The sequence below is a fragment of the Kutzneria sp. NPDC051319 genome (assembly GCF_040682195.1).
Lineage (GTDB): Bacteria > Actinomycetota > Actinomycetes > Mycobacteriales > Pseudonocardiaceae > Kutzneria.
On sequence record NZ_JBFBAM010000044.1, the window covers coordinates 61,606 to 76,233 of the forward strand.

Below are 14,628 nucleotides of genomic sequence, written 5' to 3' on the forward strand. Positions count from 1 at the left end.
ATGGCCGAGGTAGACGTCGACCGCACCGAGGTGACAGTGAGCGAGCACGAGCCCAGCACCACCACCAGCGAGAAGCCCGCGTCCGGGGCCGACGTGGAGGTGCGCATCGCCGCATCGCCCGCGCACCTCTCGGTCGTCCGGGCGGTCGCCGCCGACCTGGCGATGCGCGCCGACTTCACGTTGGACGCGATCTCCGATCTCAAGATGGCCGTGGACGAGGCCTGCTCGGAGCTGATCTCCCGCTCCGTGCCCGACGGGGAGCTGGTCTGCCGCTTCGCCGTCGAGTCCGACCAGATCCACTTCTCCGCCGAGTCCCGCACCAGCTCCACCCAGCCGCCCAGCCGGGAGAGCTTCGGCTGGCGGGTGCTGACCGCGCTCACCGACGCCGTCAACACCTGGGTCGTGCCCGGCCCCGGCGGCGCCCACGTGCTGCGGTTCGATCTGTTGAAGAAGCGAGCCGACGACGTGGTGGGCCTGTGACCCAGTCCTCCGAACGCGCGTCCAACGACTACGCGCACCTGGATCCGGTGTTGGTCGAACTGGCCGAGACACCCGTCGGCGACCCCCGCCGGACCGAGCTGCGCGACCGCCTGGTCACCGAGTTCCTGCCGGTGGCCCAGCACATCGCCCGCCGCTTCGGGCAGCGGGGCGAGCCGCACGACGACCTCGTTCAGGTCGCCACCGTCGGCCTGATCAGCGCCATCGACCGCTTCGACCCCACGCGCGGCAGCGACTTCCTGTCCTTCGCCGTGCCCACGATCATGGGCGAGGTGCGCCGGCACTTCCGTGACACCAGCTGGTCCGTGCGCGTGCCCCGGCGGCTCAAGGAGCTGCACCTGGCCATCACCGGCGCCACCAACGAGCTCTCCCAGCACCTGGGCCGCGCCCCAACACCCAGCGAGCTCGCCACCCACCTCGGCATCAGCAAGGACGAGGTGTACGAGGGTCTGGAGGCGTCCAACGCCTACCGCAGCTCCTCCCTCGACGAGCTCCTCGTCGGCACCGACAAGTCGGTGTCCCTGGGCGACGCCCTCGGCGACGACGACCCCGAGCTCATGGGCGTCGAGAACCGTGAGGCCCTGCAACCCCTGCTGCAGCAGCTGCCCGAGCGGGAGCGCACCATCATCCTGCTCCGCTTCTTCGGCAACCTCACCCAGACCCAGATCGCCGACCGCATCGGCATCTCCCAGATGCACGTCTCCCGTCTGCTGGCCCGCACCCTCGTCGACCTCCGCAAGGGCCTGCTCAGCGAATAACGCCGATCATCAGGTCCCAGAAGCGGTCCACGTCCAGGCCGGTCGCCACCAGGGCATTGGGCTTGCGGCCGGTGACGCGGTCAAGGTCGACGACAGTGGCGCCGCGCGTGTGGGTGCCGGTGAGCTCGATCTCGACGTTGAGCGGGCGGGCGGAGATGAGCGTGGGGTCGATGACGGCGGCGACGGCGACGGGGTCGTGCACGGGCGGGGCCTCGAAGCCGAAGTGCACGCGGTAGGTGTCGGTGAAGTAGGTCAGCAAGTCGTGGCAGATCTGGGCCAGCGGGGTGCCGATCTCGGTGATGCGCCGCAGGATCTGAGGCGTGGCCAGGGCTTGGTGGGTGACGTCGAGGCCGCACATGGTGATGGGCAGCCCGGAGCGGAAGACGAGGTCGGCGGCCTCGGGGTCGGCGAGGATGTTGAACTCGGCCAGCGGGGCCATGTTGCCGTGGCCGGTGGAGCCGCCCATGATCACGATCCGCTCGATGTTGTGCGGCGACTCCAGCATGGCCGCCACGTTGGTGAGCGGGCCGGTGGCGATGATCGTGGTCGGTTCCCGGAGCACGTCCGACGCCAACTGGAACGCCGTCCGGGGGTCGACGTCGACGGTGGGCGGCGGGAAGTCGGGGCCGTCGAGGCCGCTGACGCCATGGATCTCCTCTGCGTGCAAGGGATCCTGGGCCAGCGGCCGGTAGGCGCCGGCGGCGACGGGCACGTCCGTGATGCCGGCGACGGTGCACATCCGCCGGGCGTTGAGCGTGGTCCGGGCCAGCGTCTGGTTCCCGGCGACGGTGGTGATCGCCCGCAGGTCCAGGCGGCGCGCGGCCAGCAGGATGGCCAACGCGTCGTCGTGACCGGGATCGCAGTCGAGGATCACCCGAGTCGTCATTGCTCCATGGTGTCACGGCCGTCCCGCCACGCCTCGTACTCGGCGCGGCTGTCGGAGGTGAGGGGGTAGTAGTCGCTGAGGGTCGCCCCCTGGTCGATCCTCATGCGGCTGAACACCTCCCACTCCTCGTGGTCGCCGGCGCGCCGGGCGAGGCCCTCGGCGCTGCGCTGGGGCACGACGACGGCGCCGTCGTCATCGGCGACGACGACGTCGCCGGGCAGGCACAGGACACCGCCGACGGCGACGGGAACGTCGTAGGCCCAAGGGAAGAGCTCGGACTGCGAGGCGTAGTGCGGGGTGACGCCCGTACACCAGATGGGCACGCCGAGCTTGCGCACGCGAGGGGCGTCGCGGATGCGGCCGTCGACGATGATGCCGGCGCCGCCGCGGCGCTTGAAGTAGCGCACGAGCATGTCGCCGAGGCAACCGGTGTACGCGGAGCCGTAGGCCTGCACGACAAGGACATCGCCGGGCTGCACGGTTTCCAGCACGGCCCACAGCGCGGTGGTCCGCTCGACGTACTCCTGGGCGACGCCGCTGGCGATGTCCTCGCGCTGCGGCATGAACTGGAGCGTCACACTGGAGCCGACGATCCGCTGCCCGGGGCTCAAGGGCTTGGGGCCCTGGACGAAGGTGCGTGTGATGCCGTCCTTGTGCAGCTGGGCGCAGGCGGTCGCGCTGCTCACGGGCGCGAGGGCGGCCATGACCTCGGGGTCGGCGCGGTGGTAGCCGGGGCCGCGCACCGGCAGGGGCCAGCTCATTGCAGTCCTCTCGTTTGATGGCGGGGCCGGCGGCCGAATCGCTTGAACCGCAACCGCATGCGGATACGGGTGCGCGGCGGCAGGTCCACCAGCAGGGATTCGTCGACGGGCACGGTGACGCCGTCGGCCGACAGCTCGGTGAACGGGTGTTCGCCGTAGCCGCCGCCGGTGAGGCGCAGAAGTTGCTGCATGGCACCGAGATTGACCACCTGCACGGTGACGGTCGAGCCGTCGAGGTGCTCGACCAGCGCGGCGACGCCGTCGGGCAGGCCGGGCCGGTCGCGGAGGTGGTCGTCCCAGCGGAGTTGGGTGTACGGGAGGCCGCCGTTGTACAGCATCTGCGGCGCCCCGGCGACGAGCTGGGTCAGCACCTCGGTGACGACAGGATTGAGGCCCTGCCACCAGTGGATGTCGTCGTCCGGCGGCGGCGTCGGGTGTTCCTCCATGAGCCGGAGTTGGTGGCGCACCTGACGAAGCGCCATCTCCAGGGCTTCCTCGGGCCAGTCCGGGTTGTCGCCCAGCAGGTAGGTCAGCCACGGCGGCTCGTGGCCGGCCTCCTCCTTCTCACGGAAATCCCTGACGGTCTCCCAGTCGTAGCCGGAGTCGGCAACGAGGTAGTCGATCAGACTGCGATCCTCGGCGCTACGGGTCAGCCACCACAGCCAAGTCGGATAGGCCGGCGGCAGCGGCTGGAAGTCGAACCACCCGCTGTCGTCCCGCCGGTACGGCACCAGCAGCAGGTGCTCGTCGACGCCGTCGCCCAGTCGGTCCCGCCAGTGGTCGAAGAAGGTGGCATCGCCGGCATCCATGGCGGCCCGCCGGGCATGATCCAAGATCTTGCGGATCATGGTGCGCGGCAGGGAAAGCGGGGCGTCCTTGCCGCTGACGACGACCGCGTTGGCCGCCCCGATCAGGGCCGGGGCCAGCACGCTGTACAGGCCGTGCGGCCAGGTCCAGCCGTAGTGGCCGCCGTACCACCGGCCGCCGTGCATCTCGCCGACGGCACCGCCGGGACCGACGTTGTCGGCCAGCAGGCCGTCGACGGTCCGCTCGGACCAGGCGTCCACATAGGACTTGACGAAGGTGGAGTAACGGAGATCATGGTCGTACAGCCAGGCATTGGTGACCAGCGACGTGCTGGCCAGGTTCAGCGGCACGTCCCCGACGCCCAAGCGCTCGTTCATGGCGTCGGCCATGCGTTGCGCCAGCAGGGGTTGCGCGAGGTCGGCCCAGTCGAGGATGCCGCGAACGTCCCGCAGCGGCAGGCCGTACTTCCGCATTCCGGTGTTGGCGGCCGAGAACGGCCGGTCCTCGCCGAGCCCAGGGCGAGGGCCGATGGCCCCCACGTGCGGCGCGCGCATCATCCGCCGCTGCCCGTCGTAGTTGTGCACCGGCGAGTCCGGCAGGAACAGGTCGGCGAACCGCAGGGCCCGTGACCGGAAGTACTCCGGGTCGGCCGCGCACAGCGTGTAGAAGAACAGCAGTGACTCGCCCTGGTGGAACCAGTCGTAGCCGTCCTCGAACTCGTTGGTCAACAGCCCGCGGTCGGTCAGCTGCGCGGTCACGCCGTGCCAGTGCCGCTTGCACGCGTCGAGCAGGTCGTCGGCCCCGCCGAGCAGGTAGAGCATGGGCCAGTTGAAGAACGGCTCGTAGAAGTCGTCAACGCCGTCACGGCCGAAGGTCCGCCCGGCGTAGACCAGCGAGCCGTCGGGCGCGCAGTACAGCTGCTCGAACCGCCGCCAGCCCTCGTCCATCAGCGCGAACAGCTCGCGCTGCAACAGCGCCCAGCGCGGCGGCTGGACCACCGGCGTCGTCGCCGTCACGGTGGTGGCGCTCATCCCTTCGTCGCTCCCGTCGTCAGGCCGGAGACGATGTTCCGTTGCAGGAACACGAAGAACGCCATCACCGGCACCACCGCCACCAGCAGGTTCGGGTACACCACGGTGAAGTCGGTGGAGTACTTGCCGATTGCCGCGTACACGCTGGTCGTCACGGTGTAGAGGCTCGACGCCGGCCCGAGGATGATCTGCGGGTTCACGAAGTCGGTCCACACGCCGATGGTGTGCAGCACGATCGCCGTCACCACCGCCGGCTTCATCAGCGGGAAGATGATGCGCCAGAACGTGGTGAGCGGCCCCGCGCCGTCCATCCGCGCCGCCTCGTCCAGCTCCCGCGGCACGGTCTTGATGTACGACACGTAGAGGAACATCGAGATCGGCAGCGTCAGCGTGGTCTCGAACAGCAGGAATCCCGGCACCGTGCCCATCAGGCCCAGCGTCTTGAGCACGTAGATCACCGGAATCACCAGCACCTGCCCCGGAATGAACATGCCGACCAGGAACAGCACCAGCAGCGCCCGGTGCCCGACCCTCGTGCCCCGGGCGATCACGTACGCCGCCGGCCCGCTCACCAGCAGCGAGAGCACGTTCACGCCCACCGCGAACAGCGCCGTCACGATGTAGGCCTTGATCAGCGAGAAGTCCGGCGAGTTCAGCGCGTTGACCAGGTACTCGACCGACAGCCGCGGCAGCGGGATGCCGAACGGGTTCTGCGTGATGTCCTGCTGGGACTTGAAGGAGTTGACCACCAACAGATACGCCGGCACCACCATCAGGAACACCACGGGCAGGAGCACGAGGCGACGGGTGAGGTTCATGCCGCGACCGCCCGCTCCGCCCGTTGCCGCAACGCCGTCACGCCCAGGGCCAGCGCCCCGATCACCACCATCAACGTGATCGCCTGCGCCGCCCCGTAGCCCAACTGGTTGCCACGGAAGGAGCTCGACAGGATCAGGAACGCGAAGGTGCTGGTCCGCCCGGCCGGGCCGCCGCCGGTCAGCGCCAACACGATCTCGTACACCCTGAGCAGCCCCACCAGCACCAGCACGATGTTCACGGTCACCGACGGCGCCAGCACGGGCCAGGTCACGGCCCGGAAGGTCTGCCACCGGCTCGCACCGTCCACAGTGGCCGCTTCGAGCAGGCTGGCCGGCACGGTCTGCAACCCGGCCAGGTACAGCACCACGTTCACGCCGAACTGCGACCACACCACGACGAACGTGATGCTGCCGACCGCCCACGCGGGGTCGGACAGGAACGGCAACGGAATCAGCGCGTTGGCGATGGCCCCGTCGGCGCCGAGGATGGCCGACCACAGGAAGCCGATGATGATCGGCCCGACCACGTACGGGTAGAACACCACGGCCCGCAACAGGCTGGTGAAACGGTTGCGGCGGTTGAGCAACAGCGCCAACCCGAGGCCGGCGGCGTTGCAGCCGATGGTGCCGACGACGGTGATCACGGCCGTCACCACGGCGGCGTGCTGAACGTCCACATCGGACAGCAGCCGCTCGTAGTTGGCCCAGCCCACCGGACCGGGACTGGGGCTGAGCCCGTCCCAGTCGGTGAAGCTGAGGTAGCCGGCGATGGCGATGGGCACCAGCATGAACACGGCCAACAGCGCCAACGCCGGCGCCAGCATCAGCGCCCGCTGCGCGCTACTTCGCATTGGCGGTGTACCAGTCGTCCAGGGCGGAGATCACCTTCGGCGACGTCTCCCCCACGTACAGGCCCTGCACCAGCTTGTTGACCTCGTCGCCGAAGCCGGTGGGCGCGGAGTTGTCGCCCTGCCCGGCCGAGGCCACGACCGTGCTCCTGGCGTCGGCCACGATCTTGCCGATCTCCTTGTTCAGGGCCGAGGCCTGGTAGTCGAAGCCGGTGCGGAAGTTGCCCTCGGCGGCCAGCTCGGCCGTGACCGCGGTCTTGTCGCTGACCAGGTACTTCACCAGGTCCAGCGCGGCCGCCTGGTTCTTCGACGACTTCAGGATCGACCACGGGATCGACGGGCCGCCGGCCAGCGGCGCGGGCGAGCCGTCGAACGTCGGCATCGGGAACACGCCGGCGTCGAAAGGAAGCTTCGCACTGTCCAAAGTGGGCACGAGCCAGCTGCCCATGATGTACGTCCCGGACTTGCCGGCCACGAACTGGTCGATGGAGTCCTGGTACTTCAGGCCCATGGCGTTGGCCGGGGTCAGCCCCTGGGTGACCCAGCCCTGGTACACGTCCAGCACCTTGGTCCAGTTGCTGTCGGCGAAGGTGACGGACTTCTTGTCCCGCTCGGCGAACCAGTCCGGCTTGGTGTTGAGCACGTTGGGGTTGGCCATCATCTGCACCTGCGCCCCGGTGACCCAGTCGCCCGCGGTCTGCGTCGGCACGTAGCCGGCCGCCTTGAGCTTGACCAGGTCGGCGGTGAACTCGTCGAACGTCCTGGGCGGCGCGGAGATGCCGGCCTTGCCGAACGCGGTCTTGTTGTAGAAGACGACCGACTGCACCTGGGTGCCGCTGCCGGCCTGCCAGATCCTGCCGCCGACCTTGGACTGCACGGCGTAGGGCGCGTCGGTGACCCACGAGTCGTCCGGCAGCTCGCTCAGCTGCGGCACGATCGCCGTGGACAGGCTGCCGGTGACGAGGTCGGGCGCGGAGCCGGCGGCCAGCTCCTGCTGGAGCGTCGCGCTGACGTCGGCGGCGGTCGGGGCCTCGATCGTCACGGTGACGCCCGGGTGCGCCTTCTCGTACGGCGCCACGAGGTTCGCGTAGAACTGCTTGGTCAGCACCGGCGAGATGTTGACCAGCACCCGCAGCTTGGCCGAGGTGGTGGAGCCGGACTCGCCCGACTGCTGGAAGCCGCCGCCGCACGCGCCCGCCCCGACCAGGACGATCGACAGCAGGGTGGCGACCGCCGGCACACCGCGGTGTGTGCGTCTCATGGGACACCTTCAATCGTCTATCGATTAGCGATGCCCCATCGAAAGACGGCGAGCGCCGCCCGTCAAGCCCCCGTGACGGAGCCGTTACCCGCGCTCAGCCGTCCCGGTTGGGACGCCCCGGCCGCTCCATGCCGGCCGCGTGAGCATGGAACGCCGCCGCCGCGCGGCCTCGGTTTCCGCTGGCCAGCAGCTCGATGAGGTCCTGGTGGGACTCGGCCATCTCGGCCCAGCTGCCGGTGAAACCGGGGTCGCCGACCACCCGCAGGCTCAGCAGCCGCGACTCCATCACGTCCCACAGGCGGGGCAGGTAGACGTTGCCCGACAGCTCGACCACCGTGCGGTGAAAGCCCATGTCGGCGGCCCGGAAGGCGGCTAAGTCCTCAGACTCGGCAGCCTTGCGCATGCCGTCGACGAAGCTCTCCAGCCGCTGCCGGGCGGCCGCGTCGAAGTGGGTCACGGCCTCGCGGGCCGCCGCCTCCTCCAGCATCGCGCGCACCTCGCGGGCGTCGTCGACGTCGTCGGTGGAGATCTGCGTGACGTAACTGCCGCGCCGCGGCATCGAGGTGATCAAACCCTCGTGGGCCAGGCGTTTCACCGCCTCGCGGACCGGCGCCTGGCTGACCCCGAGCCGGCGGGCGATCTCGGACTCGACGATGCGGTCCCCCGGCGCGAGCGTGCCGTCCAGGATCGACCGGCGCACCACCTCGTAGGCCTGGTCGGACAGCAGCACCCGCGGCAGCGCCTCGTCGGGCATCGAGGCCATCTCGCCTCCCCCTGGTCGTCGGTACGAGATCAAACGATAACCGATAGCGACCGACCGGCCCCCGTCACGGCGGTCTACCTGGGCAGAGTCCGGCGGCCGAGCATTGACGGCGGCCGCCGGCCCTGGTTAGGGTCCGCCCACTAATCGATTACCGATTGGATCGGCAATGACGCCCTCGAGATCGGGACTGGTGTCCCTGGTCGCCGCCACCCTGCTGCTCGGCGGTGCGACCGCCGTCGCGGCGCCGGCCCAGCACGGCCGCACCTTCTACGTGAGCACGACCGGCGCGGACAGCAACGTCGGCAGCTCGGCCAAGCCCTTCCAGCACATCCAGCAGTGCGCCACCGTGCTGACCGCCGGCGACACCTGCGTGGTCGCCGCCGGCACGTACCGGCAGACCGTGACCCCGGCCAACAACGGCACCGCCAACGCCCCCATCACCTACACCGCCGCCCCCGGCGCGACCGTCACCGTCGACGGCACCGACCCGGTCACCGGCTGGACCCAGGTCACCCCGGCCGACCTGGCCACGCTGGCCGCCACCGACGGCCACCTCCCCGGCTCCCCCTTCGCCTCGGGCGTCAACGCCGGCCACATCTACCGGGCGCCGGTCACGCTCAACCCGAAGCTGCCCAGCAACCAGGTCTTCGTCGACGGCGCGCTGAGCGCCCAGGCGGCGCTGGTCTACCCGGGCAACAACCCCATGCGGCCGACCATGGGCACGGCCCAGGGCGGCACCAGCAACAGCATCTCCGACAGCGCCCTCACCCAGCCCGACGGCTACTGGATCGGCGCGCGGCTGACCGCCCGCAACTGGTTCATCACCGAGACCGAGACCGTGACGGCCTCGTCGCCCGGCAGCGTCACCGCCGCCGGCTGGCACGGTTGCGTCGGCCTCGCCCCCAACGGCGTCGAGACGTACTCCCTCAGCGGCCGCCTGGAACTGCTCGGCCACTCGGGCGAATGGTTCTACAGCAACGGTTCCCTCTACCTGTGGACCCTGGACGGCGACTCCCCGGCCGGCCACGCGGTGGAGGCCAAGCAGCGCAACCTGGGCTTCGATCTGTCCGGCAAGTCCTACACCACGCTGAAGAACCTCGGCGCGCGCGGCACCACCGTGCAGACCTCGGCCACCTCCACCCATGACGTCATCGACGGCCTCACCGGCCGTTACCTGTCGGCGTACGACGACATCGCGCCGGACCCCAACATGGTGGAGAACCCCGATGACTGCGCCTTCCTGACCGCCGGCGAGAGCACCTCCGGCGTGATGCTCATGGGCACCGACAACACCGTGCGCAACAGCATGATCGACTGGAGCGCCGGCAACGGGGTGGTGGTCGGCGGCTCGCACAACACGGTCACCGGCAACACCATCCTGCACACCGACTACATGGGCAGCTACGCCGCCGGCATCAACATCACCGGTCCACATGAGACGGTCACGCACAACACGGTGGCCAGTGTCGGCCGCACCCCGGTCAACATCGACGACAAGATGACCACCCAGACCGTGCCCGGCGAAACAGTCTCCTACAACGATCTGTCCGACTGGAACAACCTGGTCAACGACGGCGGCGCGATCTACGTGTGCTGCCACAACAACCTCGCCACCACGGTGTTCGACCACAACCTGCTGCACGACCCGGCCATCACCCCCAACAACAACCTGACCCCCGGCATCTACCTGGACAACGGCGCCTACAACGCCACCGTGCTCAACAACGTGGCCTGGAACAACAACTACGGCGTCGTGCTGTTCAACGGCGACTCTTCCTCAGGCGACAAGGTCTACAACAACACCGAGGGCACCGACCCCAAGGTGGTCTCACTGTTCGGCAGCACCTACTCCACCAGCGAGTTCGCCAACAACATCGGCGACGTCGACGCGCACGCCGGCATCACCGAGTCCAACAACATCCCGTACTCCACGGATCCGTTGTTCACCAACGCTTCCGCCCATGACTACTCGCTCCAGGCCGGGTCCCCGGCCCGTAACGCCGGTGTGGTCCGGCCGCCGGCCACCGACGGCTACCGCGACCGCAAGCCCAGCGCCGGCGCGTACCAGTACGGCGCACCCAAGTGGTCGGCCGGGGCCGGCGGCGACCGGACCACCGTCCAGGCCGAGCGCTATGCCAACAACAGCGGCGTGTCACGGCATTCCGCCGGCACCGGTGTCGTCCTCGGCGGCTTCGACGGCGGCGACTGGGCCCAGTACACCGCCGTCGACTTCGGCCAGGGCCGCACCTGGTTCCACGGCAGCGTCGGCGAGGACCCGAACTACGCCGGCCGCCAGTTCCAGATCCGGCTGGACAGCCTCACCGGGCCGGTGCTCGGCACCGTCACCGTCATGAACACCGGCGGTTTCGACACCTACACCGACCAGTCCGTCCCCATCGTCGCCACCGCCGGCAAGCACGACGTCTACCTGGTGGCGCTCGGCTCCTCGCCGGGCGTGGCGAACCTGGACTTCTTCACGTTCTCCTGAGCCGCGACAAGGGGGGTGCGCCTCGGCACACCCCCCTTTGTCATGCTCCGGCCATGCGCGACGCGAGGTCCTTGCGGTAGTTGTTGGCCTGGTACATGACGGTGAAGCCCAGCCGCTCGTACAGGGTGAAGGCCTTGGTGGGGCTGTTCGTGTTCACGCCGAGCCCGACGGACTTCCGCCCCAGCCCGGCATTGGCGGCGATCGCGGTGGCCAGCAGCGTCGCCGCGAGCCCGTGACGGCGGTGGTCGGGGTGCACGCCGAGCCACTTCACCCAGCCCTCGCCCGTGATCTCGGACGGCTCCGACCCCAACAGCACGCCGCCCAGCTCACCGGATTCCGCTTCTGCCACAAGGCATTCCGCGAGGACCAGGCTGGGGGTCGCGGCGTAGTCGTGCTTGTCGCCGAATGCCGCGCGCAGCACGCCGCCGCCGGCCGCCAACTCCTCGGGCCGCATCGGGCGCACGGTGTAGCCGGGCACCGGACCGGGCGGCTGCTCATCGCCGTCCAGCGGCCGGGCCATGCGCGCCTGGAGGTGATCGAACTCGAAGCCGGCGTCGGTGAGGATGCCGATGTACTGCTCCTCGGTCTGCAGTGCGCCGGCCTTGGCCACCGTCTTGCCGTCGGCCCGCTCGACCACCCGGTCCAGCAGCAGGTCGATCAGAAAAGCCTGCACCGCCGGGCCTTCGCCGGGCCGGGCATAGGCGTCGCAGAACGGTCCCGACGGGTAGAGCTGGCCCCAGCCGACCAGCCGCCCGTCGGAGTTGCGCACCAGCCACGAGTCGACATCAGGGTCGATGCCGGGCCCGGTCAGCGCCTCGACGACCTCGCTGCGCTCGTAGTCCCGGTGGCCGAGGTAGGCGTCCTCGGTGGCGTGCACCAAATCCAGGATCTCGTCGACCTCGGCCATCGTGGGTCGTTCGGTCCGATAGCCGCCGGGAAGTCGCATCGGGCCAGTGAAACCGGCCATTCCGGCCCCGTCCACCGATTAACCCGTCAGGGCAGCTGCGGTCGCCCGAACGCGCCGGTGTCGGCCCGCAACCGGGCCGCGTCCTGGCCGGGCGGGGCGCCGAACAGCTCCCGATACTCCCGGCTGAACTGGGTCGGGCTGTCGTAGCCGACGAGGTGCCCGACGCCGGCGACGTCGCCGGGCCGCGCGACCAGCAGCGCCCGGGCCTCCTGGAGACGGATGATCTTGCGGTACTGGATCGGGCTCATCGTCGTCACGGACCGGAAGTGCCGGTGGAAGGCCGACTCGCTCATGCCGGCCAGCCGGGCCAGGTCGGCGACCCGGATCGGCTCGGCGTAGTTCTCCCGGATCCAGCGGATGGCCCGCCCGACAAGGGAGAGCCCGCTGTCGGCCAGCCCGATCTGCCGGATCAGCGGGCCGTGCGGGCCGGTCAGCAGCCGCCAGAGGATCTCCTGCTCGTACAGCGGGGCCAGCACCCGCACGTCGGCCGGACTGTCGAGCAGCCGCAGCATTCTCAGCACGGCGTCGAGCAGCGTCGGCTCCGCCTTGCCGGTGGCGATGGCCGGCGCGGGACGACGGTCGGCCGGTGCGGTGAGCAGGAGCGGGGCGATGACCTCTGGCCGCAGCGTCAGGCCGACGCCCAGGGCCGGCCTGTCCTTGCTGACGTCGAAGAAGTGCCCGCTGACCGGCACCTCGGCGCTGACCACCAGGCAGTCGCCCGTGCGGTACTCGTGCACCTCCTCGCCGAGCAGCAGGCGCTTGCCTCCCTGCGCCAGCACGACCAGCAGCGGCTCGGTCAGGGAGTGGTGCTCCTCGGTGCTGTCCACACTGGACACCCGCAGCCCGGGGATCGGACTTTCCATGTCCGGCCGGGCATGCCGGGCGATCAAGTCCCGGATCTCGTCAATCGCCATGCCACCATGGCAGCATTCTCGGCCCGCGGTGGCAACCCGATCGAGGCGAAGTCGGCAGGATCGGGCAAGAGCCGGGTCGGATTCGTCTACCGCCTCGGCGCCCCGCGCGGTGTCATGGAGTGGTCACCATGTCGAACCATCGGGGAGCCGATCATGCCACTCGACCACTACGTCACCCTCGGCCGCTCCGGGCTGCGGGTCAGCCCCTTCGCCCTGGGCGCGATGACCTTCGGCACCGATCCCGGCTCGTCCGGCTGCGATGTCGACGAGGCCGAGAAGATCCTGTCCACCTACCTGGAGCACGGCGGGAACTTCATCGACACCGCCAACTTCTATGCCAACGGCCACTCCGAGAAGATCCTCGGCGACTACTTCGCCGCCCGCCCCGGCCGTCGCCAGCGCGTCGTGCTGGCCTCGAAGTTCTTCGGCAACATGTATCCCGGCGACCCCAACGGCGGCGGGGCCGGCCGGGCGTCGATCATCGCGCAGCTGCACGAGAGCCTGCGGCGGCTGAACACCGACTACCTCGACCTGTACTGGATGCACAACTGGGACCGGCACACGCCGATCGAGGAGACCATGCGCGCGCTGGACGACCTCGTGGCCGCCGGCAAGATCAGGTACATCGGCTTCTCCAACACACCGGCGTGGGTCACCGCCCAGGCGCAGACCATGGCGCTGCTGCGCGCGTGGTCGCCGGTCATCGCGTTGCAGGTCGAGTACTCCCTGCTGGCCCGGACCGTCGAGGGCGAGCTGGCGCCGTTGGCCCTGGACCAGGGCATGGCGTTGACGCCGTGGAGCCCGTTGAAGAACGGCTTCCTGTCCGGGAAGTACCGGCGTGGGGCCATGGTCGCCGACTCCGAGCGCATCGCCTACATCGACGGTCCCACCGACGAGGAGTTCGACGTCATCGAGGCCGTCCGCGCCGTGGCCGAGGACCTCGGCACCACGTCCGCCGCCGTGTCGCTGGCCTGGCTCCGTGCCCGTCGGGGCACCGTCGTGCCGATCATCGGCGCGCGGCGGCTGGAGCACCTCACCGACAACCTGGCCGGGTTGGACATCGCCCTGTCGCCGGAGCAACTCCGTGCGCTGGACGAGGTCTCCGAGCCGGTGCTCGACTACCCGGCCCCCATGCACGGCGCCCCGCAGGCCATGCTCCAGTTCGCTGGGACCACTGTGGACGGTGTCGAGTCCACTGTGTACCCGCCGCTGCTGGCCTCGGACGTGCGCTACTAACCCACCGCGGTGGTCTGTGGTCCGATCGGATCCGCACGCATGGTCCGAACGGTAGCGGGACCGGCCGCCCGAAATCCGCATTTCGGTGTGATGCTGGGCGGGACTCGCGGGGGTGGGTTATTCGCTGTTGTCACGTCGATGGCGTGACCACGGTGCCGGCCGTGGATCAAGAACCTCCGCTGCTGCGTGACGTCCACCCGGCTCTGGTCGCCGAGCTGGCGGCCCTGCTGGCCGTGGAGGGCGAACACGACCTCGCCATCACGGTGTGGGATGTCCGTCTGGTGGGCGACTGGGGCTGCGGCGACGACTTCTGCCGGAGCATCCGGACCTCGGACCACCCGTCCGGGCAGCCCTACGGCCCGGGTCATCGGTGCGTGCCGCTGCTGCCCGAGCGGGGGATGCTGGTGCTGGACGTCGTCGACGGCCGCATCGTGTACATCGAGGTCCTCCACCGGCCGCGATGATCTGCCTGAAACCGTGTTTCGGTGTGCCGGAGAGCGGGACTGACCCGAAAATAGTGGTGAGTCGACCATGTCCAGGGCATGGCTGTTCCCTCAGACCACCGCCGAGCCGCCGGCAGCCTGAGCACAGT

The 14,628-nt window shown here is 69.7% G+C and carries 14 protein-coding genes; 5 read left to right on the plus strand and 9 right to left on the minus strand.

The genetic code is table 11. The features are described from left to right. Together AB0M73_RS32740 and AB0M73_RS32745 are read left to right on the plus strand one after the other, a co-directional pair. Positions 1-480, plus strand: coding sequence for an ATP-binding protein (locus tag AB0M73_RS32740; RefSeq protein WP_363898834.1), 480 nt, complete (start codon positions 1-3; stop codon positions 478-480). Then, positions 477-1,256: a SigB/SigF/SigG family RNA polymerase sigma factor gene (locus tag AB0M73_RS32745; RefSeq protein WP_363898837.1), complete on the plus strand. Its 780-nt coding sequence runs from the start codon at positions 477-479 to the stop codon at positions 1,254-1,256. The genes AB0M73_RS32740 and AB0M73_RS32745 overlap by 4 nt, the downstream gene beginning before the upstream one ends. Here AB0M73_RS32745 and AB0M73_RS32750 read toward each other — a convergent pair. The 7 genes from AB0M73_RS32750 to AB0M73_RS32780 all read right to left on the minus strand — a co-directional run bounded on the left by AB0M73_RS32750 (position 1,246) and on the right by AB0M73_RS32780 (position 8,431). Next, positions 1,246-2,142 (minus strand): nucleoside hydrolase, encoded by an 897-nt coding sequence (locus tag AB0M73_RS32750; protein WP_363898840.1) that lies wholly within the window; start codon positions 2,140-2,142, stop codon positions 1,246-1,248. The two genes, AB0M73_RS32745 and AB0M73_RS32750, sit on opposite strands and share 11 nt — an antisense overlap. Beyond that, complete coding sequence (locus AB0M73_RS32755) at positions 2,139-2,903, minus strand: ribonuclease activity regulator RraA (RefSeq protein ID WP_363898843.1); 765 nt, start codon at positions 2,901-2,903, stop codon at positions 2,139-2,141. Before AB0M73_RS32755 ends, AB0M73_RS32750 begins: the two co-directional genes overlap by 4 nt. Next, positions 2,900-4,741 carry a hypothetical protein gene (locus tag AB0M73_RS32760; protein ID WP_363898846.1) on the minus strand — a complete coding sequence of 614 codons (1,842 nt, stop codon included), beginning with the start codon at positions 4,739-4,741 and terminating at the stop codon, positions 2,900-2,902. The genes AB0M73_RS32755 and AB0M73_RS32760 overlap by 4 nt, the downstream gene beginning before the upstream one ends. Then, positions 4,738-5,559: a carbohydrate ABC transporter permease gene (locus AB0M73_RS32765; protein ID WP_363898849.1), complete on the minus strand. Its 822-nt coding sequence runs from the start codon at positions 5,557-5,559 to the stop codon at positions 4,738-4,740. The genes AB0M73_RS32760 and AB0M73_RS32765 overlap by 4 nt, the downstream gene beginning before the upstream one ends. Then, positions 5,556-6,410 (minus strand): sugar ABC transporter permease, encoded by an 855-nt coding sequence (locus tag AB0M73_RS32770; protein ID WP_363898852.1) that lies wholly within the window; start codon positions 6,408-6,410, stop codon positions 5,556-5,558. Before AB0M73_RS32770 ends, AB0M73_RS32765 begins: the two co-directional genes overlap by 4 nt. Then, a complete protein-coding gene (locus AB0M73_RS32775) occupies positions 6,400-7,668 on the minus strand; it encodes an extracellular solute-binding protein (protein WP_363898855.1) in 1,269 nt (422 codons plus the stop codon). The genes AB0M73_RS32770 and AB0M73_RS32775 overlap by 11 nt, the downstream gene beginning before the upstream one ends. A 94-nt stretch (positions 7,669-7,762) precedes the next feature. Further along, a complete protein-coding gene (locus AB0M73_RS32780) occupies positions 7,763-8,431 on the minus strand; it encodes a GntR family transcriptional regulator (protein WP_363898858.1) in 669 nt (222 codons plus the stop codon). Between the two features lie 166 nt (positions 8,432-8,597). On the opposite strand from AB0M73_RS32780, the gene AB0M73_RS32785 reads away from it, so the two are divergent. Then, positions 8,598-10,919 (plus strand): carbohydrate-binding protein, encoded by a 2,322-nt coding sequence (locus tag AB0M73_RS32785; RefSeq protein WP_363898861.1) that lies wholly within the window; start codon positions 8,598-8,600, stop codon positions 10,917-10,919. A 40-nt stretch (positions 10,920-10,959) separates the two neighbouring features. Here the strand turns inward: AB0M73_RS32785 and AB0M73_RS32790 are convergent, their stop codons facing one another. Together AB0M73_RS32790 and AB0M73_RS32795 are read right to left on the minus strand one after the other, a co-directional pair. Next, entirely contained in the window at positions 10,960-11,865 is a 906-nt protein-coding gene (locus AB0M73_RS32790) for a GNAT family N-acetyltransferase (protein WP_363898864.1), read from the minus strand. A gap of 47 nt (positions 11,866-11,912) precedes the next feature. Beyond that, the gene (locus AB0M73_RS32795) at positions 11,913-12,800 is read right to left on the minus strand and encodes an AraC family transcriptional regulator (RefSeq protein ID WP_363898866.1); all 888 of its coding nucleotides are present in this window, start codon (positions 12,798-12,800) and stop codon (positions 11,913-11,915) included. A gap of 153 nt (positions 12,801-12,953) precedes the next feature. Here AB0M73_RS32795 and AB0M73_RS32800 point away from each other — a divergent pair, with 153 nt between their 5' ends. Beyond that, entirely contained in the window at positions 12,954-14,036 is a 1,083-nt protein-coding gene (locus AB0M73_RS32800) for an aldo/keto reductase (RefSeq protein WP_363898868.1), read from the plus strand. Positions 14,037-14,197: 161 nt separating this feature from the next. Next, positions 14,198-14,500 carry a hypothetical protein gene (locus tag AB0M73_RS32805; protein WP_363898871.1) on the plus strand — a complete coding sequence of 101 codons (303 nt, stop codon included), beginning with the start codon at positions 14,198-14,200 and terminating at the stop codon, positions 14,498-14,500. The last annotated feature ends 128 nt before the right edge of the window (positions 14,501-14,628 follow it).